At 38.1% G+C, this 20,887-nt stretch carries 21 protein-coding genes and 3 tRNA genes; 1 reads left to right on the top strand and 23 read right to left on the bottom strand.

Translation table 11 applies throughout. The annotated features are described in order from the left end of the window. Nucleotides 1–61: 61 nt before the first annotated feature. A complete protein-coding gene (locus RDP42_RS09670; protein WP_308763508.1) occupies nucleotides 62–694 on the top strand; it encodes a hypothetical protein in 633 nt (210 codons plus the stop codon). 166 nt (nucleotides 695–860) lie between these two features. Here the strand turns inward: RDP42_RS09670 and RDP42_RS09665 are convergent. The 23 genes from RDP42_RS09665 to prmC all read right to left on the bottom strand — a co-directional run bounded on the left by RDP42_RS09665 (nucleotide 861) and on the right by prmC (nucleotide 20,864). Continuing rightward, nucleotides 861–941 (bottom strand) — tRNA-Leu (locus RDP42_RS09665). A 534-nt stretch (nucleotides 942–1,475) separates the two neighbouring features. Further along, on the bottom strand, nucleotides 1,476–2,078 hold the full coding sequence (locus RDP42_RS09660; protein ID WP_308763507.1) for a hypothetical protein: 603 nt from the start codon (nucleotides 2,076–2,078) through the stop codon (nucleotides 1,476–1,478). After that, the gene (locus RDP42_RS09655) at nucleotides 2,075–2,974 is read right to left on the bottom strand and encodes a penicillin-binding transpeptidase domain-containing protein (protein ID WP_308763506.1); all 900 of its coding nucleotides are present in this window, start codon (nucleotides 2,972–2,974) and stop codon (nucleotides 2,075–2,077) included. The genes RDP42_RS09660 and RDP42_RS09655 overlap by 4 nt, the downstream gene beginning before the upstream one ends. Before the next feature lie 15 nt (nucleotides 2,975–2,989). Beyond that, nucleotides 2,990–5,599 (bottom strand): hypothetical protein, encoded by a 2,610-nt coding sequence (locus RDP42_RS09650; protein WP_308763505.1) that lies wholly within the window; start codon nucleotides 5,597–5,599, stop codon nucleotides 2,990–2,992. A 425-nt stretch (nucleotides 5,600–6,024) separates the two neighbouring features. Continuing rightward, nucleotides 6,025–6,447: a hypothetical protein gene (locus tag RDP42_RS09645; protein WP_308763504.1), complete on the bottom strand. Its 423-nt coding sequence runs from the start codon at nucleotides 6,445–6,447 to the stop codon at nucleotides 6,025–6,027. A gap of 43 nt (nucleotides 6,448–6,490) precedes the next feature. Beyond that, nucleotides 6,491–6,961 (bottom strand): hypothetical protein, encoded by a 471-nt coding sequence (locus tag RDP42_RS09640; protein WP_308763503.1) that lies wholly within the window; start codon nucleotides 6,959–6,961, stop codon nucleotides 6,491–6,493. Between the two features lie 562 nt (nucleotides 6,962–7,523). Beyond that, a complete protein-coding gene (locus RDP42_RS09635; RefSeq protein WP_308763502.1) occupies nucleotides 7,524–8,111 on the bottom strand; it encodes a tyrosine-type recombinase/integrase in 588 nt (195 codons plus the stop codon). 151 nt (nucleotides 8,112–8,262) lie between these two features. After that, entirely contained in the window at nucleotides 8,263–8,535 is a 273-nt protein-coding gene (locus RDP42_RS09630) for a hypothetical protein (protein ID WP_022232135.1), read from the bottom strand. Nucleotides 8,536–8,621: 86 nt separating this feature from the next. Further along, entirely contained in the window at nucleotides 8,622–9,641 is a 1,020-nt protein-coding gene (locus RDP42_RS09625; RefSeq protein ID WP_308763501.1) for a DUF3871 family protein, read from the bottom strand. A 360-nt stretch (nucleotides 9,642–10,001) separates the two neighbouring features. Beyond that, nucleotides 10,002–10,691: a DUF5131 family protein gene (locus RDP42_RS09620; RefSeq protein ID WP_308763500.1), complete on the bottom strand. Its 690-nt coding sequence runs from the start codon at nucleotides 10,689–10,691 to the stop codon at nucleotides 10,002–10,004. A gap of 89 nt (nucleotides 10,692–10,780) precedes the next feature. Further along, complete coding sequence (locus tag RDP42_RS09615; RefSeq protein ID WP_308763499.1) at nucleotides 10,781–12,583, bottom strand: DEAD/DEAH box helicase family protein; 1,803 nt, start codon at nucleotides 12,581–12,583, stop codon at nucleotides 10,781–10,783. A gap of 70 nt (nucleotides 12,584–12,653) precedes the next feature. Beyond that, nucleotides 12,654–13,181 carry a hypothetical protein gene (locus tag RDP42_RS09610; protein WP_308763498.1) on the bottom strand — a complete coding sequence of 176 codons (528 nt, stop codon included), beginning with the start codon at nucleotides 13,179–13,181 and terminating at the stop codon, nucleotides 12,654–12,656. A gap of 14 nt (nucleotides 13,182–13,195) precedes the next feature. Continuing rightward, the gene (locus RDP42_RS09605; protein WP_308763497.1) at nucleotides 13,196–13,369 is read right to left on the bottom strand and encodes a hypothetical protein; all 174 of its coding nucleotides are present in this window, start codon (nucleotides 13,367–13,369) and stop codon (nucleotides 13,196–13,198) included. Nucleotides 13,370–13,600: 231 nt separating this feature from the next. Further along, nucleotides 13,601–14,515, bottom strand: coding sequence for a hypothetical protein (locus RDP42_RS09600; RefSeq protein ID WP_308763496.1), 915 nt, complete (start codon nucleotides 14,513–14,515; stop codon nucleotides 13,601–13,603). A 70-nt stretch (nucleotides 14,516–14,585) separates the two neighbouring features. Beyond that, nucleotides 14,586–15,791: a site-specific integrase gene (locus RDP42_RS09595; RefSeq protein ID WP_308763495.1), complete on the bottom strand. Its 1,206-nt coding sequence runs from the start codon at nucleotides 15,789–15,791 to the stop codon at nucleotides 14,586–14,588. 149 nt (nucleotides 15,792–15,940) lie between these two features. Further along, nucleotides 15,941–16,026: transfer RNA gene (locus RDP42_RS09590), tRNA-Leu, on the bottom strand. A 16-nt stretch (nucleotides 16,027–16,042) separates the two neighbouring features. Continuing rightward, nucleotides 16,043–16,115: transfer RNA gene (locus tag RDP42_RS09585), tRNA-Gly, on the bottom strand. A gap of 77 nt (nucleotides 16,116–16,192) precedes the next feature. Further along, nucleotides 16,193–17,533: an argininosuccinate lyase gene (gene argH / locus RDP42_RS09580; protein WP_308763494.1), complete on the bottom strand. Its 1,341-nt coding sequence runs from the start codon at nucleotides 17,531–17,533 to the stop codon at nucleotides 16,193–16,195. A 42-nt stretch (nucleotides 17,534–17,575) separates the two neighbouring features. Next, nucleotides 17,576–18,004 carry an SRPBCC family protein gene (locus RDP42_RS09575; protein ID WP_303913979.1) on the bottom strand — a complete coding sequence of 143 codons (429 nt, stop codon included), beginning with the start codon at nucleotides 18,002–18,004 and terminating at the stop codon, nucleotides 17,576–17,578. A gap of 130 nt (nucleotides 18,005–18,134) precedes the next feature. Continuing rightward, on the bottom strand, nucleotides 18,135–18,770 hold the full coding sequence (gene pyrE / locus RDP42_RS09570) for an orotate phosphoribosyltransferase (RefSeq protein WP_022355171.1): 636 nt from the start codon (nucleotides 18,768–18,770) through the stop codon (nucleotides 18,135–18,137). 102 nt (nucleotides 18,771–18,872) lie between these two features. Further along, nucleotides 18,873–19,514 (bottom strand): phosphoribosyltransferase family protein, encoded by a 642-nt coding sequence (locus RDP42_RS09565; RefSeq protein WP_308763493.1) that lies wholly within the window; start codon nucleotides 19,512–19,514, stop codon nucleotides 18,873–18,875. A gap of 31 nt (nucleotides 19,515–19,545) precedes the next feature. Then, nucleotides 19,546–20,025, bottom strand: coding sequence for a regulatory protein RecX (locus RDP42_RS09560; protein WP_308763492.1), 480 nt, complete (start codon nucleotides 20,023–20,025; stop codon nucleotides 19,546–19,548). Then, entirely contained in the window at nucleotides 20,022–20,864 is an 843-nt protein-coding gene (gene prmC / locus RDP42_RS09555) for a peptide chain release factor N(5)-glutamine methyltransferase (protein ID WP_308763491.1), read from the bottom strand. The genes RDP42_RS09560 and prmC overlap by 4 nt, the downstream gene beginning before the upstream one ends. Nucleotides 20,865–20,887: the final 23 nt, after the last annotated feature.

Genomic DNA, 20,887 nt, shown 5'->3' with positions numbered 1-20,887 from the left:
CTACTACTTCTTCTCGTGTCATCATAACTTTGCTTTTTGGACGTAAAGTTAATGATGGAAGTTGGAGACAAAAATACGTGGTTTACCGAATGCTTACTACCAAGACAGCATCTTCACTCTTACAACTTGGGAGATACCTAATCGTAATCGCAGCTACAGCCTCACCAGTCTGCTCTCAAAAGGCTTCTATGACTGGCATCTGAAAACTTCGCTGGAAACCCAACTTCTCCACAGTGAAGGGAAACAGGCGGGACAGGGCTCCATCCAAAACTACCGTTACACCCAACTTGCCCTCATTCCCAAAATCAACTGGTCGCCTCTGTCTTGGTTCAGCGCCACCTATTTAGCTTCCTTCACTTGCAACCGTTCCCTCATCGGAGAAGGAAACAGTCTGCCGGCCTTATGGGATATCCGCCAAAAAATCAACCTTGAAATAGGAAACCGCACCTTACTAGTCCGTCTGATTGGTGAACATTACTATAACCAGCTCGACGAAAACCATCACCAACAGGTACGGCTTGCCGATGCAGAAGCTTTGTACATCAAGGACAAATGGCGGTTTTCCATGAGCCTGCGCAACTTATTCAATCAAAAAGAATACCGATATACGACTTATTCGACCATCCAACAATATACTTCATGGATTAAAATGCGACCAAGAGAAATCTTAGTTTCAATTCAATATCAGTTATAACACGCACTAAAAGCAAAAAGAAATCCACGCTTGGTTTCACTTTCAGTTTAACTCAAAGCTCCAGAAACACACTTATTGAATATAACTAAAACAATTTTAGAATACTCAGAAAAAAGAAAAGCCCTTGTAAAACATTAATTTACAAGAGTTTTAATGATAATATCTGTACTCGAAGCGGGACTTGAACCCGCACAGCCATTACTGGCCAAGGGATTTTAAGTCCCTCGCACAATTCCACCATTCGAGCATCCTTTTATCCTATTATTATGCTATAAAACAGCCACTTATATTACCTCATCTATATTAAAAACATTGTAATAAAAATGTCTGGTTTAACTCATAGTTTAACTCCGGCAATGAAACCAAGATATTTGACAATAAATTAATAATCTCTTTGCAGTCTTGCACTGCATTACAAAGTTACTCAATATTGCTTTTGTATGCAATGAATCACTCCTATAGTTGAGATTGTTCCAATAACTTTTTTCTCTATTGAATGATATTGTATTTGACTGTATTATATGAGTTTCTCTATTACTCAAAATCATTCATATATTGTATATCCAAGCTATTGTCTGGTAGTGGTGTGAACTTATTTAATGGGTATATCAGATTATTATTTCTTTAAAATCCACCTGTGAGAAATAGTTATATTTCATTTTGAGTATTCAAGGCATATCTGTATAATCGTATAAGTTAATATATATGTTATGTTTTAGAACTGAAAAAGCCAACTTATCCGTATGATTGGGTAGGTTGGCTTTTGTTGTTTCTGGACTAACTAATTCAAGCTGTTGATAATATTCTCAACTTCTTTTATTTTTTCTTGATTTTGCAATGTCTTGTATATTTGCAGTAACTCATTTAAGACCTGTTTATAAAGGACATGCTGCTTTTCATTGCTCTTTTGATAGACTTCAATCTGCATACGAGAATATTCTGCTAATTCTGCAATTTTTGTATAGTAATCTTTATCATCCTTTATGTAGATAGAATATAGCATGGCATACACTGAATGTAAATCCCAACAGTTAGAGATAGAATTATTAGGATGCGCATAAATGTTTTCACGTTCAGCAACCAGTAAATTTAAAAGTTGTTTACTTTCTCCTTGTTCTGTCAATTCTATGCAATGCTGCATAACAGAATCAACATGTACTGTATTAGCTTGGTACCACTTCCATGACCTTTCTTTTTCAGCCTTACTCTCATCTGAATATTTGAGCATTAATTTAATAAATTCTGTCGCTTCTTTTCTTCTTTGTCCAGCTTCAAGATATTCTTTAAAAGTGTTGAGGCATAGTTCTTTATTCTCTGTAAAGACGTTAGGCATGCAGAACTGCGGTATAAGCAGCTCAAACATAATGATTAATAGTAGTTTCATTTCTTATCATTTCTTGCCATTAAGAACTCTGCAATCTGTTTGAACACAGTTCCAGCCATTAGTCCACCGCTTGCAGGTTTATTTTTCTTGTTGATGGACACAATTATGCTGTATTGAGGATTATCGGCAGGGAAATAGCCACAGAACTCTACTGCATATTCACCATTTGGAAGTTGTATTGTTCCCGTTGCTCCAGCTATTTTTACTTCATCAGACATGGCTGGTCTAGCCAATCCATCCGTTACCGTATATTCCAGTGCTCGCTTAATATTATTGACAGCTGTTTTATCACCAATCATACCTTGTGCTATGGCATTATAAAAATTCAGATTCTGTAAAGGAGTAGTGAACACTCCATATCCCGAAGGATTATAGGCAAGACTGGTATCTTTCACTTGATAGCCATACTTGGCAAGTGCTTTCGCAAAAGCCTGTGCATCCTTAAATGTATGCTTGGCAGTTTTATAGTTGGCAATATTTGAAGAAAGTCCGAATCCTTGTTGTATGGTAATCTTTCCATATCCTCCCCTGTACCAATTATGGTCGAGTAAGGTATCTTTACCGATAATTAAAGTACCATTACCTACGTCTACAGTATCAGAAAGTTGAACAGTTTTTGTTTCCAATGCAGCCAACAGTGAAGCAGTACGTATCAAGCCAGATTCTTGTGGCTTTAGTTCTGTACCAGCAGAGGCTTTAATTTCTCCTGTCTGCACTTCCATTACAATGACTTGTCCAGATGTAGCATCAAGCTCGGACAGCCTGTTTTGTAGCATGGAATCTACCTTTATTTGTAGGGTACTGTCGACTGTTGAAACACGATTTGTACTATTATTTTTAATGTTGCAAGATGTAAACGGTATAATTATTGATATAAGAATAAGAATTTTCTTCATAAGTTTATGGTAGTGTTAAAATATAATTTCAGAGCGAAGGTTGAATATTGAATTTAGTTCTTTTTCAAGATATGGCATTTCTAAAATATATGGTTTGTTATAGCTTGGATGGAATATCCCTAATCTCAATTTTGAAACTTTGATATTATAATTTCTTTCCAATATAAATTTGTATAAACTTAATTGTAAAGCATAATGATAATAAGGCGAGTTGTCTAAATTCTCTAGTGGATAAATTCCTTTTTCTCCATATTTATTGTTTTTTATTGGAAGTCCGTTTGCAATAACTTTATCACTACGTTTCCAGTCATAAATAGAAAATTCTCCATTTTGATAATCTACAAAATCAATAGTTCCTGCTATTTTATAATCCCAATCATACACAGACCATTCCGTACGGTATGGAGATAATTTAAAATTATTTGCAAATGTTTTGAACAACATAAAAGCTTCATCATTAGGGGAATCAATACCTTTGAAATAGTTTTCTATTTTTTGATGCATTATAGTACCTAAATCTCGACTCTCTTTTCCTTTCTGCTCCCACATTTCTATTACTTCTTGCATGGAAATGCCTAGTTTCCCAGCTTTCTGTTTCGCATGAACTTCTACATCAAATTTCGGGAAAGCATTATTGACAAATGTTGTTACAGATTCTAAGTGGATTCCATTTACTATGTAAGTATGGTCAGATGCATGGAAAGATATATTAGAATCAAGAGGATGAGTATTCCTTTGATTAAATCTGAATTTTTCTTTACGTGCTTCTTCTTCTTGTTTTTCAAGTTCAAGTTTTTTCTTTTCTTCTACTTTAATGTTTTCTATCCATAATTGTATTAGGTGTGAGTAAGATATATGTATATTATTCGTCCCATTTGAAAATAAATATCTGTAATGTAAATTGAAATTAGGCGCAATAGATTCATCTTTATCTATTTTTCTCATTTTATCTGGCATTTTTATCCAACATATATAATATGCCCTAATATTACAATTATTAATGTAATATATTATTTCTTTTTGGTTGTTATAGACAAAATTCCACAGAGAGGTTTCTTTCAATAATTTTGTTATTCCACTGTCAAAATGTTCTTTTGTTGTATCTATTTGTCTTCTTATTCTATTGATAATATTATCATACTCTTGGATTTTTTGGTTTTGTTCATTTTTCCATTTGATAAAATTATTCGTTATTTCTCGTTTTTTTCTTTCATGTTCTTGATTCATTTCATAATCTCTTATTAAAAAATAATCATAATCATTTGTCTGTAGTTCACAATATCTTTCTTGTGTCTGAATATTTTCTTTTATTGCATGAATTTTATTAGATAGACTACTGATTCGACAATATAGTTCTTGTAATCTGTCGTTTACTTGTTTGACATACGAATTAAAAATGATTTTAATATTTTGAACTTCATCTTTTACAGCATCTTTTTTATTGTATTTTTTTAAAAGGAAACGGAATAATCTTTTTCTTTCAAAAGACTTATAATAATAATCATGCTTTTCTATGCTAAGTCCACTAAAATAATAGTTAATTCCTGCAAGTATAGGAATATAAACTTCTTGTGTGAATTGAATTTTATTATAGCATATATTTACTTCTGACTTAGCGCATTTGTCATATATTGATAAGTATTTTTCTTTTAGATTTTCTATTTTATTTAAAATGCCTTGGCATTGCTCCTCAGTCATATTGTCAATGCTAAAGACTTGAGGTATTATTCCTGATTGAAATATATTCAGAGCATTTATAATAGGAATAGTTTGGGTATTTTTCGAAAAACATACTTGAGCATATTCACTACAGATATATGGGAATAATGCTTCATTCTCATAATAGAGAAATGCAATTTGTGATTTTGGCGTATTTTGCGTTTTTAATTTTTCTTTATATCCAACAATATTGTTGTAGTTCTCAGAAAAATATATTACAGACAATGGATCACTATAATAGTTGCCCAGCCATACATTCCTAAACATTAAGGCATATAATTTTAAATCTTCAAAGTGATTATTGTATAAATCTTCATAAACTATATAATAATTTTCTATTTTTTTATAATCCTCTTTTTGTTTATTTCTGAAAGATTTCCAATCAGCTAAAAAATCATCTCCGTACTTCTTTGCAAATTCTTTGTCTTTATCATTATATGCCATTGAACCTAAGCGTATAAGGCCTTCTTGGTCATGTATAGGGTCTTCTATGTCAAGAATCATATTATCCATTAGGTGTACTTCTTCATAAAAGGCTCTGTTTTCATCATAGTCTTCTTTTCTAACTTTAGAAATTAACCGATTTAACCTTTCTTTGAATTCAATTAGAAAATCTTCTTTATCACGATAAGGAAGGGCTTGTAAAATTAAATAAGTCTTAAGTCCATATTTAACTATAAATTCACCATCTTTTTCATCAATTTGATATTTTCGCTCTTCTCGATGCATATCGAGATAAAGTTTAAAAGTTTTAATTTCATATCTTTTTGTTCCGTATTCTTCCTTACATTGAAAACTTGTTGTACGGCCACTAAACATTTTTATTTGTTCATCGAATTCTTGTTGAAGATTTTCTTTCAAGTATTTTTCTTTACCTATTTTAAGAATATCATATATTTCTGCCATAATGTTATAATAGCTATAATTTGTTTCCTGATAAAGATAAGAATATAATATTATTTAAGCTAACACTTAATATTATTATCTTATAAACAGAGTTCTTTTAAGATTAAGAATCAATTATGTAGTCATGTTTTTTACCTGAAAGGCCAACCTATCTTATAATAATAGGCTGGCCTTTTTAAATGTTCCTAGTTATATGTAATCTTTAATTTAGCTTATTAATCACTAGATAATAAGGTTGGGAATAGGAAACCAATAATAAATCCAATGATACCTACTATCTTTATTGGAAAAAACACTCCTAATCCAGTAGCGGCGCACAAAAATAATGCTGTTAGCATAAATAGTACTCCAGAAGCTAATCTATATATAATATTCTTTATCATGGTTATGCTGAGTCTTTATTAAATTTATGCATCTCCATTTATTTAAAACATCTCGTCTGTATTAAATTTATAGACTATTTGTCCATTATTGCATTCAAAATCATAACTTCCGCTTGCAAGACACCTCACAGGCATAGGCAAATTAGAAGGAATAGAGGTACAATATGCTGTTCCATCGCTGTATAAGGTTATTTCTATATCGGAATAATGATTGGTTGCTTTCTCATAGAAGCTTGTACCCTCTTGTATAACTCTATATATTTCGGCTGTCACAGTAAATCTTTTAACGACTGTTTTTTTCGATTCAGGAGTAGGATAATCATAGGACTTTTGTGTTTCAATCGTTTCACTTTTTTCTTTTTCTTTATTTGCTTTAAATCCTATTTTTTCAGCTATTAAGTCACATGATGTACATAACAACATTGTTGCAAATAAAGTTATTCCAATTAATCTAAATGTTTTCATTGTTATTCAATTTATTATATTATTGTTTAATATATTTCTTGAATTAATATAGTTCTTGAATAGTTCCATCTGAAAGATAAACAGTGATTTTTCCTAACATCATAAATGCATAAGTAGGTTTAGGATTTCCAAATAAGAATATCTTTTCTGTTTCTTCTTGATTTATTGTAATATTCTCAGAGACTTCTTCTGCATCAACAGATTGTTGTTCTTTACTTGAGTAATGCATTCTGACTTTAATAGCTACAATTTTTTTGTTTGTATTATTTGTGATATTTAATGTAACACACATATTATATTGTGGGTCGTATGTTACACTCGTCCTATAAATTGTAATATCACTATTACCATATTTTTTAGTTACATAATTGTTTTTCCTTTGTGTTGTAGATTTTGTAGGAACTGTACCATTAGTTTTACTTTCTGTGGGCAATGTAATAATAGGCTTCCATTCCTGTGAGTATCCATTTGACACAAAAGTGATTAATGCTAAAGTAAAAAGAATTTTTCTCATGTCCTTAGATTCTATTATATTGTACTTTCCAATTCCCCAAAGAAAGCTATTAATAATAAAAAAGGTGTGGGAACTATATTTGTCTTATCCTACATTCAGGTCTTCGCATTACCTCTAGCATGGATAAAACAATAGCCCCACACCAAACAATATATAGAAACCTTATAGGGATAAGGTAGGTATATATCAAGTGTGGGTGCTATTGCCATCATCTTCATGCTAGTAATCAAAGTTGCGAAGTTTGAATGTAGAAGATAATATCAATAACACCTCTCGTTAATTATGTCCTTCCAGCGTCTTAACTCGATAAGTCACTGGAATTGCTGCAAAGTTAGCGAAAGGTTTTTTAATACTCAAACTAAAGTGCTAATAAATATACTATTATATAACATACTAGTACAATGTATTGGACTATATACAGGCTATTATATATCCAGTAACCTACATTTTCTTTATTTTCTGTATTGGGTATAGCAAAACAAAAAATCACAATAATGTTGGTAGATTTTCAGAATCTCCCCATTAGAAAGGATATTTCTCTGAAAACCTACCTGCCCATTATTTAGAAGCTTAAAGATTCATAAGTCTGTAAGATTTCTTCCTGCCTCAATCCCAAGTATCTTTTAGTAATGGCTACAGAACTATGATTGAAAAGTTCCATCAGCTTTACTAATGCTAACTCTGAATTTTCATTATTCATATTATAAACCTGTCTGCCAAAAGTCTTTCTAAGTGAATGGCAGGAAAAGTTCTTAATCTTTAGCCTGTACTTCTTCTTCACCTCTTTAAGAATGATATTTATTCTCTGGACTGAAAAGACTGTACCTTTCTGACTTACTAAGATAGGTGCATTTATTCCAACTGGGTTTATATGTTCGTAACATTCTCTGATATGTTCCTGTAGCTGGGAATTCAGTCTTATGGTTCTTATCTTACCAGTCTTTTTCTCAATTACAGTAAATTCGTCTGTATCTAATATCTGCTTCCATCTTAAAGCCAGAATATCAGAAATTCTCAATCCAGTAAAACACCCTAAAGCTATAAGAAGTGAGATTTTGTAATTATCATCTTTAGCCAGTTTTCTGATAAGGTTCATTGCATCTGACCAGACAAGATAGTCTGCTGTTGTGCTTGAATATTTAAGTGACATAATGTTCCGTTTTATAAGTAAATGAATAAGAGTGAATGTTAATTTTGAGCTATGTTTACTAACTAATTGATTTATAGCTAAACATTCACTAATCCACAAAGTGAATATTAATAAGAGGTGGCAATATTCCCCCACCTCTTATATGCCTTTCCTAGAATGGTCTGTTACCATATTTGTAATCCAGTATAGAATTACAGATTCTATCATAAAAGGAGAATCCGCAACCTGTATAGAAATAGCTATGATAGGTTGCTTGATATTCACGCTGCAATTCTTGATTATTTCTAAGCATATCATCCAATTTATCTAAAGAATGTTTCAATGCCTGTACTACCTTTATATATCTAAGGTTGTTATCCACTTCGCCTAAACGGTTTTCTAAATCTCTGATATGGTCTATAAGTTTATCTATCTGTTTATCCATAATTGTAAGTTTTAGATGTTGATAGAAATAAAAAAGGACAACTAACTTAATAGCTGCCCTTTTCTTTCTCAATCAATAAAGCTCATTTAATCAATGAACCATTTATATCTCTCATCACCATGTAAAGCTGAATTGATTCCCAAAGCCATTTCTGTAGCATTCAAGGAACGGTCTAAGAATGAATCAATATAGCTTGACTTGTTAGCTCCAGTCAACAGGTTGTAGAACTTCCACATATTAAGCTCACTTCCAAAGCTGCCAAAGTTTTCATCATTAATGTACGCTTTTGCTACACTGTTTATCTGTGTATCAGTAAGCAACATTCTGGGTAGTGCTTTCTGGTAGCCTATTGGCAAGCATTGATAAAGTCTCATTCTACCTATTATCTGGCAGAACTGGTGTTCACTCATGGAAGTGTTGCCTAACTGCTGCATCAGATAAATATGTCTGGCTGGATTGTAGTTACTGAACAGTTCCAGTGCTGCACGATATAGCTCTGTAGTATTGCTTACTCTCAAATCATCCTTGTAACCATCCGTAAAGATGCACATGTTACAGCAGACTTGATTCTTAAAGCCTATAGCCAAGCGGAAAAGTTCGGGAACTTTCTTTGAATATAGATTCATCTGGTTGTAAGCTCTTACTCCTACGATGGAAAGATTCAGTTTGTTTCCTCCCACAGTTTCATAAATGGTTGGAACATCAATGCTGAAAGCACATCTTTCATAGTAGATAGTCTTGTCAGATTCCAAAAGCTGATTGGCTGGTTTGTGGATAGCTTCTGGGATTCTACCTTTAATAATGTGGCTTGCTCTGATAGTGGCTTGTTCCACCTTTTCACCATTAAAGAAAGATTGTGCTGCATCCTGTATTGTTTCTACAAACTGCGCATGATTGATTGTAAGTTCATTGTCTTTAGAGAACACTGGAGTAATGCAATCATTCTTTAAATGATTCAATGTTACTTCCTGTGTGTTGGCTTCGATAAAGTGATTGGCAGGCTTTACTGGCTCGTCCATGATAACGGTAGCTTCTTCTGCATATTCACCCAGATTCATTCTCTCACGATTGTTTGCCATAGCTGGCATGATAACCAAATTTCTCATATTGATAAAAGTTTAAAAGTTTATAATCTTATTACTATATAGATGTTTAGGACTATACTGGCTATTTTACATTTATCTATGAGAGGGGGACTAAAAGGGTTTTGTGTACCGCCTTTCCAGTCACTCAATAATATTGAGACTATTGACTGAACGGGAGGGGGAATTTCATATAAGACACCCCATACCCGTTTCTTTGACTTTCAGATAAACTGAATATATGAAATTCATGTATCAGACCACTTTCCTTATGTTTATGTATATATGTGGTATATTATAAAGTATGTGTTATATAATTAGACTAAAAAGTAAAAGTTGGATTCTACCATATTTCAGGTTTTCTCCAACTTTCGTTCTCTCCCGTTACTTGTACCATTCTAAAGCATTATCTTTCACGTTTACTTTAGTAAACGATTTCAGTTCTACTATGAGTTGCTGGACATCCTCTTTTGTAGGCTCTGGCAGTACAATTTTTCTGCAAGAGTTTCTTCCTATGTTCACCAACTTGGGGCTGCATCTTCTGATAAAAGATACCATTTCTTCACGGTCAAACTGCATCAAAGGCTCAGCTGTTACCATTGTGGAGCGTCCAAGTCTTGCTATTTCTTCCATAGCTTCCACCCGCTCCTCAATCTTTGGAGCTTTGTTCATTATCTCCGGGTAGAAACGGTTGGTCTCAATGGTCGTGCAGAATACCGCACGTCCCATCATCGGATGTTTGATGAACTTCAAAAATCTCTTGGGGTTCTTGGACTGCAACAGATAAGTATTGGGCAGTAACATGTTACTGTTCTGATAGCAGTAATCCAACACTCTGGCAATCCATTCGGATGGTATGTTTTCTGCGAACATATCCGTGGAACTGCCAATAAAAATAGACCTGCCATATCCAAGATTCGTATTAAACTCGTATTCAGTAAGTCTTGGCTCTTTGGCATCAGGATTAATCTGTTTCATATAACAATAGCTGCAATCGTGCAGGCATTTGCCTTTGATGGGATTCCAAGTAAAATTAATAAACTTGTACATATCTCCTTTTCTTTGATTTAACATATAATTCTCAGTTTTATGTTGTTATTCTTAGGGGTGACATTTTCAGAAACACCCCTTTAAAAGTACTTTTTCTATATTTTTGTCACCTCTTAGAATTTAAACTTATAAAGTCTTTTTCCTCTTTTCTTCTTTGTCGGCTTGTCCTCGTACTCGAAGAAATCACCGATAGTATGGGACGTGACAGTTTTCGGGTATTTGATACCAAGCAGCTTGAATATCCGTTGCAATTCTTTCTTTATAAAGCTGTCAGCATACCAAGTATTCTCCTTGAAAGAGTTCCTGATGAGTTGGATAGCCTCTGTGCCTGTACTCTTTTCATGGTAGCATTTCAATATCATGGCTTCCCTTATCATTGTTTCCCGATAACGTAAATGTTCAATGGCGGCTTTACCTAGCGTATCGTATGCCTCCACGATGAACGGGTCTGACTCTTCAAGCTCTTTCCGATAGTCAATCTCCATTCGGGTTTCACAAACACCGAGCATTTCCAACAATTCAACAATCTGCATACGCTTTTCTCTGATGGTCAGCTTCGGATTCTCCATTTTTAATCTCTCATAATCGCCAAGCCGATATATCCGCTCTTCCATATAGACATTAAACGTGTCGCATTGTTGATATGCCGAATATAGCTGTGCCTTATCGCTATAATATCCTTTCACCACTTCATCGTCCACATAGTTGTCGATTAAAAAGTAACTCTTTTGTCCGTTACTGTCAAGAAACCTGTTGAATGGAGAACAAGTGATATATTCCCACCAAATATTTCTTCTTTCCGTATCGGGGGCGGTGTCACGAAATTGTTTCAAGATTTGATGCGCCACTTCAAGTCCCCTTATGTACCCTCGAACTTCTTCTTTACTTTGTACACGGAAGTTCGGATTGATATTCACGATGTGCTTTAACGAGCCGATGCCATTGCGGAATCTTCCCGCTATTTGTACGGAATCCGTGAATGGGTCTATTGTGGTAAATTCAGCCAAGTAGCAATTGGACAGTAGGATAACATTTGGGGTCTCATTCAGTTTAATATCCACCGCATTATAAAAACGTGAGGTCAGCCAGTTATAACGTTTCATGTATTTGGGTTTCCAATCCTCGTGCGCATCCTTGAATTTCACATCCTTGTCATTCCGTAGCTTCTTCACGCTATTGGTAGAACAGAACACCGCAGATTCACCGAACACACCAAGCTGTTTCATCAGATTATAAATCATGTCGGTAGAATTGCAAAATATGAAGACGTTTCCAACCAAATTCTCAAGTGTTTCCTTGATGGTCTGCAACACATTGTTTGTGATATGCAGAAAAAGGTCTTTGGTGTAGTTAAATTCCGGTACTAATGTAATTTGTTGGAAACTCTCGAAACGTGGGTCTGTGAAGTCGATAGGCGTGGCAGATACCAACGCCTTGTTCTCACACTCAAAGAATAAGTCCATAGGCAGTGCTATGTTTTGTCGGTAATCTGAATCCTTGATGATTTTATGGCATTCGTCATAGAGCAGGAAGCAGTCGAACCGAATTTCAATGTTGGTAGCTCTCAATGCTTCTTCCACTTTGGGAAAACTCTCCGGTGTTGTCAGTATTTTCAGAAACTTCTCCTTGCTTTCTTCTATGTAATCAATAATGTCATCGGTATAGACACCATGACATACCCCAAACAAGTTGTCATTTCGGTGTTCGGGATCTTCGCACTTGCCGATGATTACCGGACGGTTTGGCTCAATAATGATAGAGTTACGCCTTGCTTTCAGTTCGGAAAAGGTTGCACCAAGCCCTGTCAGTTTTTTGTACAGGATTGTATTGGTCGGAATTTCTCCATTTGGCAGTAATTCTGTAAGATATGGGATTCTGTTCCCTTGTTTCTTTATAATGATATTTTGTATATTCATACCTATTTGTATTAAATGGTTGTTGATAGAGGAGAGAGGGATTGTAGTAAATCCCCCTTTCCGTTCATCTTTAGATAGCCTGTTTCCTTTCACGAAGCCAATCAAGCAATTCTTCTGTGCATTCCACATAAAAGAACACCTTGCCATATTTGGCTATGTGTGTACCACTCAACTTTCCGTTACGTTCCCGGAATAATGGTGTCCATTGAATCGTCTTGTTTGCATTGACGAATAACCTCAGCATGTCGGTTTTGTAGGTTTCATCGTCCGTTTTGATTACGTCCATTGGTACGGGGTCACACTCAAATGGTTTGCCATTCTCAATGTACTGCATCAGTCCCGCAAATAAGGCAGGATTCAATTGTAGCTTGTACGGGGCGACATTTTTTGATTCCACCTGTACACACGCATGGTTGGTATTCTTGTCCTTGTAGAAGCGCAGGGATAAGACATCACATCTTTTCATATCCTTACTCAACTCGTCACATGCTCCCTTATTGTCATAGGGCATTGGTGATTGTTCAGCCGGAAAACTGAAATCAAAACCGTAATCGTTTTCTGCCATAAGCGATAATCCTAAATCGTTATTCTTTTCCATAATTCATTCTTTGTTTAAAGTTCAAAACTAAAACTACCTAACTCAGTGGATTCCGAATCCTCAAAATCTCCTTCGGAGATTGGTTCTTCCATGAAGCCAACCAAAAGGGTTTCTGCACTCGCAGTACCATTGACTGCTTTCATAATCTCTGTTGCGTTAGAGGTCGCCACCTTATTTACTTTTTCCATCTTCTTCCTTTTTTGATGGTTAGTAAACTCTTTGCTCAACCTCCCGTGAGCAATCGGGGCAATCTCTGACTTTGGCGCCTTGTCGTTTTTGATTACGGGGCAAATTTCCAAAATTCTGTTCAGATGGGTTGGTAAATAATTATAGTTAGAAAAGAGTAGTTTTTTACCACAATAAAAAAGCACCTTGCCGCAATAGGAAAGGTGCTTTATATTTATCTGATATTGAACAATTTAAAAATATCGTCCGTATTTGGTATCGGGATTATTGGGCGATGTCCTGTAGTCCTGTTCGTCCAACAGTTCCTTAAGAGTGTCATAGTCTTTTAGGAAGTGTTTCAGCCGTACACGTATGTTGTTGCTGTCCGCTTCGTCTAAATCAAGCATCTTGTTAAGTATTAGGTAGTCGGTTATAAACCTGCTCTGTTCATTAGTCACCGATTTTTCTTTTTTGGACTTCATTGCGGGTATTGTTTGTAACAGTTGGTATGTTCCCCACATATAACGGGTTTCTTCTTTATCCAGAGGTGCGCCTGTTTTCTTTCCGTAAATGGTCATCAGTTCCCGTTCTGCATCTTTCAGACTGTCCACACCAAGAAATTTGTTCAGATAGTTCTCCAATGCTATCTGCGCCCACGGTGCTTGCTTGTCAATAATTACAGGTTTGTCGCTACCTATTGTGATTTTGCATTGGCTGCGCAGATGGTTCTTTTGCAGGGCGATGTATAACCGTAGCATTTCGGGGCGTATATATCTGACGTATTCCCAATAGCCGTTTTCCGCTTCCTTGGAGTTTGTAAGATGGTCTTTCCGTCTGTTCATTGTCAATATGTACATGAATTGCAGGACTATTCTTGAAATATTATCATCCACAGGGTGGCCCTCATAGAATTGGCTGAACTCTTCCATATCGCATTCATCGGCTACGGGTATTATAATTTTTTCAATCGTGTTCATTGCGTATGAGAACAAATCCACCGTATTGTCTTCATTGCAATATTGGGAAATTCTTGGGTCATCCTTTAAAGTACGTGCATCAACAGAATCGCATATATGTTCGGAGATTGTGTGACGGTCTATCCCATAACATTCCTTTGTCAATGGCTCGATTATGAGGAAAGCGGACATCGGTATTTCTATATAGTCCATATTACAGTTGTTTTTGCAAAAATACTGAATAATCCTGCCTATGGCAATTATAGAACAGGATTATTTAGGGTTATAGCAGGTTCTTCATAGCTTCATCCACTTGCTCGTTATCAAAGCTATCCAAATAAATTTGAGTTACCTTCTCAGAGCTATGCCCCAAGGATTCACTGATAATAGCCGTAGAAACTCCTGCACGCTTAAGTACCGTAGCATACGAATGTCTGGCAACATAAGTTGTTATTTTCAATTTCAGCCCTAATGATTTACCAATTTCATTCAAATGATGATTGACATTAGCAAGCACATCATAAATACGGTCTTTCACCTGAGTTGCAGTGCGACTCTTATTATCAAGAATAGGAAACAAATATTTCCTTTTGGAATCACGATATTTATCTATTATCTCTCTCGCTTGTTCAGACAAGGGTAGAATAATTGTCTTTTTTGTTTTCTGACGTATATAAATCAACCTATCGTTGTCTATATTGTCATTGGTTAATAAAGACATATCTGTGAAATTTATTCCTCCCATCAAATAAGAAAAAGCAAACATATCAACAGCCAGTTTCTTATAGAAGCAGGACGAATCAGTATTATAAGACATTATTTGCTTTACTTGTTCTTTCGTAATAGCACGTTTAGCCGTTATTGTGTGTAATCGTGAAACTTTATATTTTCTGAAAGGATAATTATCTGATTTTACCAATCCTTCTGTAACAGCCAAATTGTAAACAACACGTAATGTTCTTAAACGTATGCCTATCGTATTCTCTGCAAGTTTCTGACCACGCAACCAGAACTCATAGTTTTTCAACCAGTTCACATCAATTTCTTGAAAATAAATATCTAAATGACCATTGAATTTCACCAGAGAAGAATAAACTTGACGAACAGAAAGAGCATACCCTATCCTATTTTCTTTTTTCAACTGTTCAATATATTCAATAAACAAACCATTAACTGTTTTCGCTTTAACAGACGAATCAACTGTTTCAACTAATGTAGTTAACGTATAGCTCTTATTTCTAGAAGAAAAATCAAGAATTTGCTCTGAATATTTCTGTTCCTGTTCTTTTATCAGAGTATTTATCTGTTCCTTGTTAGGACAATTTCTTTTAGGTCTATTCTTCTCAAAGTCCCAATATTGAGACTTTACAGAGACACCAAGGCTCACATATTTCTTTTTGCCATCTTTACACACACGAATCATCAAAGGGTGTTCGCCATTACTTAGAGTTTTTGACTTGTAACACAACACATTAACTGTAGCATTCATAATCAATTTTGGTTTAACTCTTGGTTTAACTTTCGGTTTAACTTAGAGCCTCAGAAACACATAAACTGAATATAATTAAGATAAAAGTACAGTGTCAAGCGCATAAAGAAAAAGCTCCGTAAATCATTGATTCACAGAGCTTAATATCGTACTCGAAGCGGGACTTGAACCCGCACAGCCATTACTGGCCAAGGGATTTTAAGTCCCTCGTGTCTACCGATTCCACCATTCGAGCATCCTTTCAAAGAAAGAGCGGAAAACGAGACTCGAACTCGCGACCCTAACCTTGGCAAGGTTATGCTCTACCAACTGAGCTATTTCCGCGTTTACGGGTGCAAATGTAGGGAGTTTTGCAATACGCTCCAAACATTTCACCCGTTTTCTTCTTAATTTTTATGCGTTTATCGGCCTAAAAGGGCTTTTTCAGCCGCTTCCACTTTGTCAAAGTTGAATCCACTCACGGCCTGCTGCATCAACTCCTCAATCTTGTCGTTACACAAGTTGCCGATGCTTCCGGCATGGGTGTGATGCACGGTCTTTTCATGGGTAAACTTACCGGCTTCGATGTCCAAACCCACTTTCTTGTAGGCGTCACGGAACGGCATGCCTTCGGCTGCCAGGCGGTTCACCTCTTCCACACTGAACATATACAGGTACTTGTCGTCGTCCAGAATATGCTCGTTGATTTTAATCTTGTCCATGATGTAGGTAGCCATCTGCAAACAGTCTTCCAGTTCCTCAAATGCCGGAAGGAACACTTCCTTGATAATCTGAAGGTCACGGAAATAGCCGGAAGGCAGGTTGTTCATAATCATCATAATCTGCTGCGGAAGTGCCTGAATCTTGTTGCATTTGGCACGGGTCAGTTCGAACACATCCGGATTTTTCTTGTGAGGCATGATACTGGAACCGGTGGTACATTCATCGGGCAGTTTCACGAATCCGAAGTTCTGACAGCTGAACATACAGGCATCAAAGGCCATCTTCGACAAGGTACCGGCGATGGAAGCTAACGCAAACGATACGTTGCGTTCCACTTTACCACGTCCCATCTGGGCATACACCACATTGTAGTTCATGGAATCAAATCCCAGCAAACGGGTGGTCATCTCCCGATCCAAGGGGAAAGAAGAACCATAACCTGCCGCAGAACCCAGCGGGTTACGGTTGCACACCTTATAAGCAGCCTGCAGGAACACCATGTCGTCTACCAGACTCTCGGCGTAGGCACCAAACCACAAGCCGAAAGAAGAAGGCATGGCAATCTGCAAATGGGTGTAACCCGGCATCAGCACGTCTTTATAGCGGTTACTCTGGGAAATCAGTACATGGAACAGACGTTCCACTGCCTCTGCCACCGACTTCAACTGGGCGCGAATGAACAGCTTCAGGTCCACCAGCACCTGGTCGTTGCGCGAACGGCCGCTGTGTATTTTCTTTCCCACATCTCCCAGACGACGTGTCAGCATCAGTTCCACCTGTGAGTGTACGTCTTCCACACCGTCTTCGATGACAAATTCTCCGCGTTCTACGGAAGCATATATTTTTTTCAGTTCTTCCAGCAAAATCTTCAGCTCGTCGGCCGTCAGCAGTCCGATACTTTCCAGCATCGTGATGTGTGCCATCGAGCCCAATACGTCATACTTTGCCAGATACATGTCCATTTCACGGTCACGTCCCACGGTAAAGCGGTCAATCTCCGCATTTACCTGTACATTTTTCTCCCAAAGTTTTTGAGCCATAATCACAATTTTTATTCACCGGAGATGTTCCGGTCGTTTCATTTAATAAGGAAGCATGGCCAGCATGTCTGCCAGTTTCTCTACCCCTTCCTGCAACGGTTTTGACACCATGGCCTTCATAAACATATTCACTTCAGCACGGATGGTGACTTTCATTTTGGCCTCTCCCTCGGTTACAGGAAGAATCTGAATCCACAGGTTCAAAGGTATAGGCGATTTGTCACCTTCAAACTTGATGCACTTCAGGGGTTCACGCTCAATGATGCGCAATGTGAGGTTGATGCCCTGCACCTTCAGGGTGATGGAATCACGGTCGAACGACATGTCTTCCAGCTTTCCGTCCAGCTTGTCCTTCACCTCATTCAGACGCTCCCGAACCCCTTCCAGGTTGTTCAGATCGGACAGTTTGTTATACACTCGTTCCTGACTATAAGGAACATGCTTCACATTACTTTCAAATTGTACAGCCATGTTGTTTTTAATCTTCGAGGAAAACCGTTCGCGGCATCGCAAAAAAAATGTCATCTTGAGCAGAGTGGACTCGCTCAGGATGACATCTCCTATTTACAATCCGAGACTGCTTTCCTAATTACAGAATCTTTTATTTTCCAGTCCAGTGAGAAGGATCTTCTCTCCATGCCTGCAGCACGGGGATGTCTTCTTCATTGATGTAATCAGTTTTCAAGGCAGCATCCAGCACGGCATTGTAGTTGGTCAAAGTAACCAGTTCTACTTTTGCTTTCTTGAATGCTTCTACCGATACATCGAAACCGTAAGTGAAGGAAGCTACCATACCGATTACTTCGCAACCGTCACGACGGATGGCATCGACTGCCTTCAAGCTGCTTCCACCGGTTGAAATCAGGTCTTCTACTACGACTACTTTCATGCCCGGACGCAACTCGCCTTCAATCAAATTTTCCAAGCCATGATCTTTCGGGCTTGAACGAACATATACAAACGGCAAGTTCAACTCCTCTGCCACCAAGGCACCCTGTGCGATAGCACCCGTAGCAACCCCGGCAATGGCGTCAACTTCACCGAATTTTTCCAAAATAACACGACAAATCTCCAACTTAACGAAGTTACGAAGTGCAGGATATGACAAGGTCTTACGATTGTCACAATAAATCGGTGATTTCCAACCTGAAGCCCAAGTAAACGGGTTAGCCGGCTGAATCTTCACAGCCTTCACCTTCAGCAACTTTTCTGCAAATAATCTTTCCAAAGCTTTCATAACTTTTTTAATTCTCTGATAAATGTTTTTGCAAAATTATGGAAATACATCGGGAATAGAAAATTTAAGGGTATTAAAATTTTTAAAAGGTGTCAGAATGTGCTATTTCGTCCACGCCAATGTAACAATACTGAGATGAATTTCTTGTATTTCTGACAAAACCTCCGCACAAGAGGTGAGTGTGGCACCAGTTGTCAATACGTCATCCACCAGCATCACGTGTTTTCCTTCCAGCAAGCGGGTGTCGCCAGCCAGCTGAAACAGATGGGAGGCGTTTTCCTGACGTTCCCAGGCCGATTTATGAGTCTGTGTCTGGTTGTTACGCATCCGCCGAAGGATGCCATCACACACTGGAATACCGGTTACCCGGGAAATGCCCTCCGCCAGCAACAGACTTTGGTTGTACCCTCGGGTACGCAGACGGTCCGGATGCAAAGGTACCGGCAACAGATAATCCACGCCTGCAAAGAATCCGGAAGACTGTAGTTCGAGAGCCAGTACCTCTCCCATGTGCCGGCACACCTGCTGACGCCCATAGTATTTCATGCCTGCCAGAATATGTGCCACTTTTCCTCCACGGGAGTACCACAACAAAGAAGAAGCCCGCACAATGGGGAAACGTCCCCAAAAAATCTTTTCCATTTCATTGCCGGGTGTATTCCCCAGATGGGTGAAAGGCAGCTGCGACAAGCAGTCACAACAAAGCACTTGCTCCGAAACCAGCAACTTTTTTCCGCAGGCCATGCACAACCTGGGAAAGAAGAAATCGCGTATGTCAGTCAAAATCCTCATCCGGGTCCAGTTGGTTGACGTAACGTCGTATCTCTTCCAGCGTAAAGCCCCGCCCCATGGCAAAACGAATCAACTTCATGCTCCGTTCATAGTCGTTGGCGGCCTTGATGCTTTTCATCTTCTGCTTCAAGAGCTTTTTCAAAATGCCGTCGTACTCTTCGGTATCGATTTCTTCCAAGCCGCTCTGTATGTCTCCATCCGACAAACCTTTCATGCGGAGCATTTGGGCAATCTTCATACGCCCCCACTGATTGAAACGATACTTGTCGCGCACATAGAAACGGCAGAAACGGGCCGCATCCAAGTAACGTTCCCGATGCAGATGGGCCATTATCTGGGCCGTAACCTCCTCCGAAGCCCCCCATTTACGAATTTTTTCCTCCACTTCCGACGGACAGCGTTCCACTGCCGAACAATAGGCCTCAGCCTTGCTTTTTATCTCTGCTTCACTTAATTCTCTCATGGTCTCACCGCTTTTATCATCCGGTCGTTTCCCGACAAATCTTTCCGCAACACAATGTCGCGATACCCACACGCTTCCAGCATCCGCACGGTTTCTGCCCCGTAGGCCCGGTTAATTTCAAAATACAATGCTCCGCCTTCCGTCAGCCAGTCGAGTCCTTTTTGGGCAATCCGCCGGTAAAAACGCAACGGGTCCGTATCGGGTACAAACAATGCCAGCTCCGGTTCCCAGTCGAGCACATTCGCCTCCATATCCTTCCGCTCGCTGTCGGTAATATAAGGCGGATTGCTCACCAGCACGTCTACTTGGCAATCGAGCAATTCATCTTGCAGGATGTCAGCCTGAAACAAGGTCACTTTGTCGCCATACCGCTTTACATTAACGGCTGCCACCTTCAGGGCCTCAGCCGACACGTCACACGAAGCCACCTCCGCCTCCGGCAGCTTTTCTGCCAGGGTCACCGGAATGCAGCCACTTCCCGTTCCGATGTCGAGAATACGTACCTTCCCGGCTTTCTGATAATCAGACACCATCCATTCCACCAGTTCCTCGGTCTCAGGACGCGGAATGAGCACGCCTTTTTCCACATGAAAAGACAAGCCGCAGAAAGGTGCTTCCTGCAGAATATACTGAAGAGGTTCCCGCTGCTTCAGACGGCCAAGAATATCCTCCACCTCCTTCCACGCTTTCGTGGAAAAATTCATATCTTTGCCTGTATAAAGTTCCATTGTGGAAAGATGCAGGATGTCCGACGAAATCCATTTCGCCATGGCCGATGCCTCCCCTTCTCCGTAAAAGGAACTCAATTCTTTTTTGATATGTAGATAAACCGGATGCATGATTGCAAAAGTAACGATAAAAA

Origin of the sequence: uncultured Bacteroides sp. (assembly GCF_902472605.1) — a bacterium.
In the GTDB taxonomy this organism is placed as follows: Bacteria; Bacteroidota; Bacteroidia; order Bacteroidales; family Bacteroidaceae; genus Phocaeicola.
The sequence above is the reverse complement of the archived record's forward strand: the minus strand, read 5'-3'. Positions and strand labels throughout refer to the sequence as shown.

Coding starts and splice junctions, on each gene's coding strand:
- pyrE (WP_022355171.1), bottom strand. CDS start 18,770: ATGAAAGCTTTGGAAAGATTATTTGCAGAAAAGTTGCTGAAGGTGAAG.
- RDP42_RS09630 (WP_022232135.1), bottom strand. CDS start 8,535: ATGGATAAACAGATAGATAAACTTATAGACCATATCAGAGATTTAGAA.
- RDP42_RS09625 (WP_308763501.1), bottom strand. CDS start 9,641: ATGAGAAATTTGGTTATCATGCCAGCTATGGCAAACAATCGTGAGAGA.
- RDP42_RS09620 (WP_308763500.1), bottom strand. CDS start 10,691: ATGTTAAATCAAAGAAAAGGAGATATGTACAAGTTTATTAATTTTACT.
- RDP42_RS09575 (WP_303913979.1), bottom strand. CDS start 18,004: ATGGCTGTACAATTTGAAAGTAATGTGAAGCATGTTCCTTATAGTCAG.
- RDP42_RS09640 (WP_308763503.1), bottom strand. CDS start 6,961: ATGAGAAAAATTCTTTTTACTTTAGCATTAATCACTTTTGTGTCAAAT.
- RDP42_RS09610 (WP_308763498.1), bottom strand. CDS start 13,181: ATGGAAAAGAATAACGATTTAGGATTATCGCTTATGGCAGAAAACGAT.
- argH (WP_308763494.1), bottom strand. CDS start 17,533: ATGGCTCAAAAACTTTGGGAGAAAAATGTACAGGTAAATGCGGAGATT.
- RDP42_RS09645 (WP_308763504.1), bottom strand. CDS start 6,447: ATGAAAACATTTAGATTAATTGGAATAACTTTATTTGCAACAATGTTG.
- RDP42_RS09565 (WP_308763493.1), bottom strand. CDS start 19,514: ATGGCCTGCGGAAAAAAGTTGCTGGTTTCGGAGCAAGTGCTTTGTTGT.
- RDP42_RS09605 (WP_308763497.1), bottom strand. CDS start 13,369: ATGGAAAAAGTAAATAAGGTGGCGACCTCTAACGCAACAGAGATTATG.
- RDP42_RS09635 (WP_308763502.1), bottom strand. CDS start 8,111: ATGTCACTTAAATATTCAAGCACAACAGCAGACTATCTTGTCTGGTCA.
- RDP42_RS09615 (WP_308763499.1), bottom strand. CDS start 12,583: ATGAATATACAAAATATCATTATAAAGAAACAAGGGAACAGAATCCCA.
- RDP42_RS09560 (WP_308763492.1), bottom strand. CDS start 20,025: ATGAGAGAATTAAGTGAAGCAGAGATAAAAAGCAAGGCTGAGGCCTAT.
- RDP42_RS09660 (WP_308763507.1), bottom strand. CDS start 2,078: ATGAAACTACTATTAATCATTATGTTTGAGCTGCTTATACCGCAGTTC.
- RDP42_RS09655 (WP_308763506.1), bottom strand. CDS start 2,974: ATGAAGAAAATTCTTATTCTTATATCAATAATTATACCGTTTACATCT.
- prmC (WP_308763491.1), bottom strand. CDS start 20,864: ATGCATCCGGTTTATCTACATATCAAAAAAGAATTGAGTTCCTTTTAC.
- RDP42_RS09595 (WP_308763495.1), bottom strand. CDS start 15,791: ATGAATGCTACAGTTAATGTGTTGTGTTACAAGTCAAAAACTCTAAGT.
- RDP42_RS09600 (WP_308763496.1), bottom strand. CDS start 14,515: ATGGACTATATAGAAATACCGATGTCCGCTTTCCTCATAATCGAGCCA.
- RDP42_RS09650 (WP_308763505.1), bottom strand. CDS start 5,599: ATGGCAGAAATATATGATATTCTTAAAATAGGTAAAGAAAAATACTTG.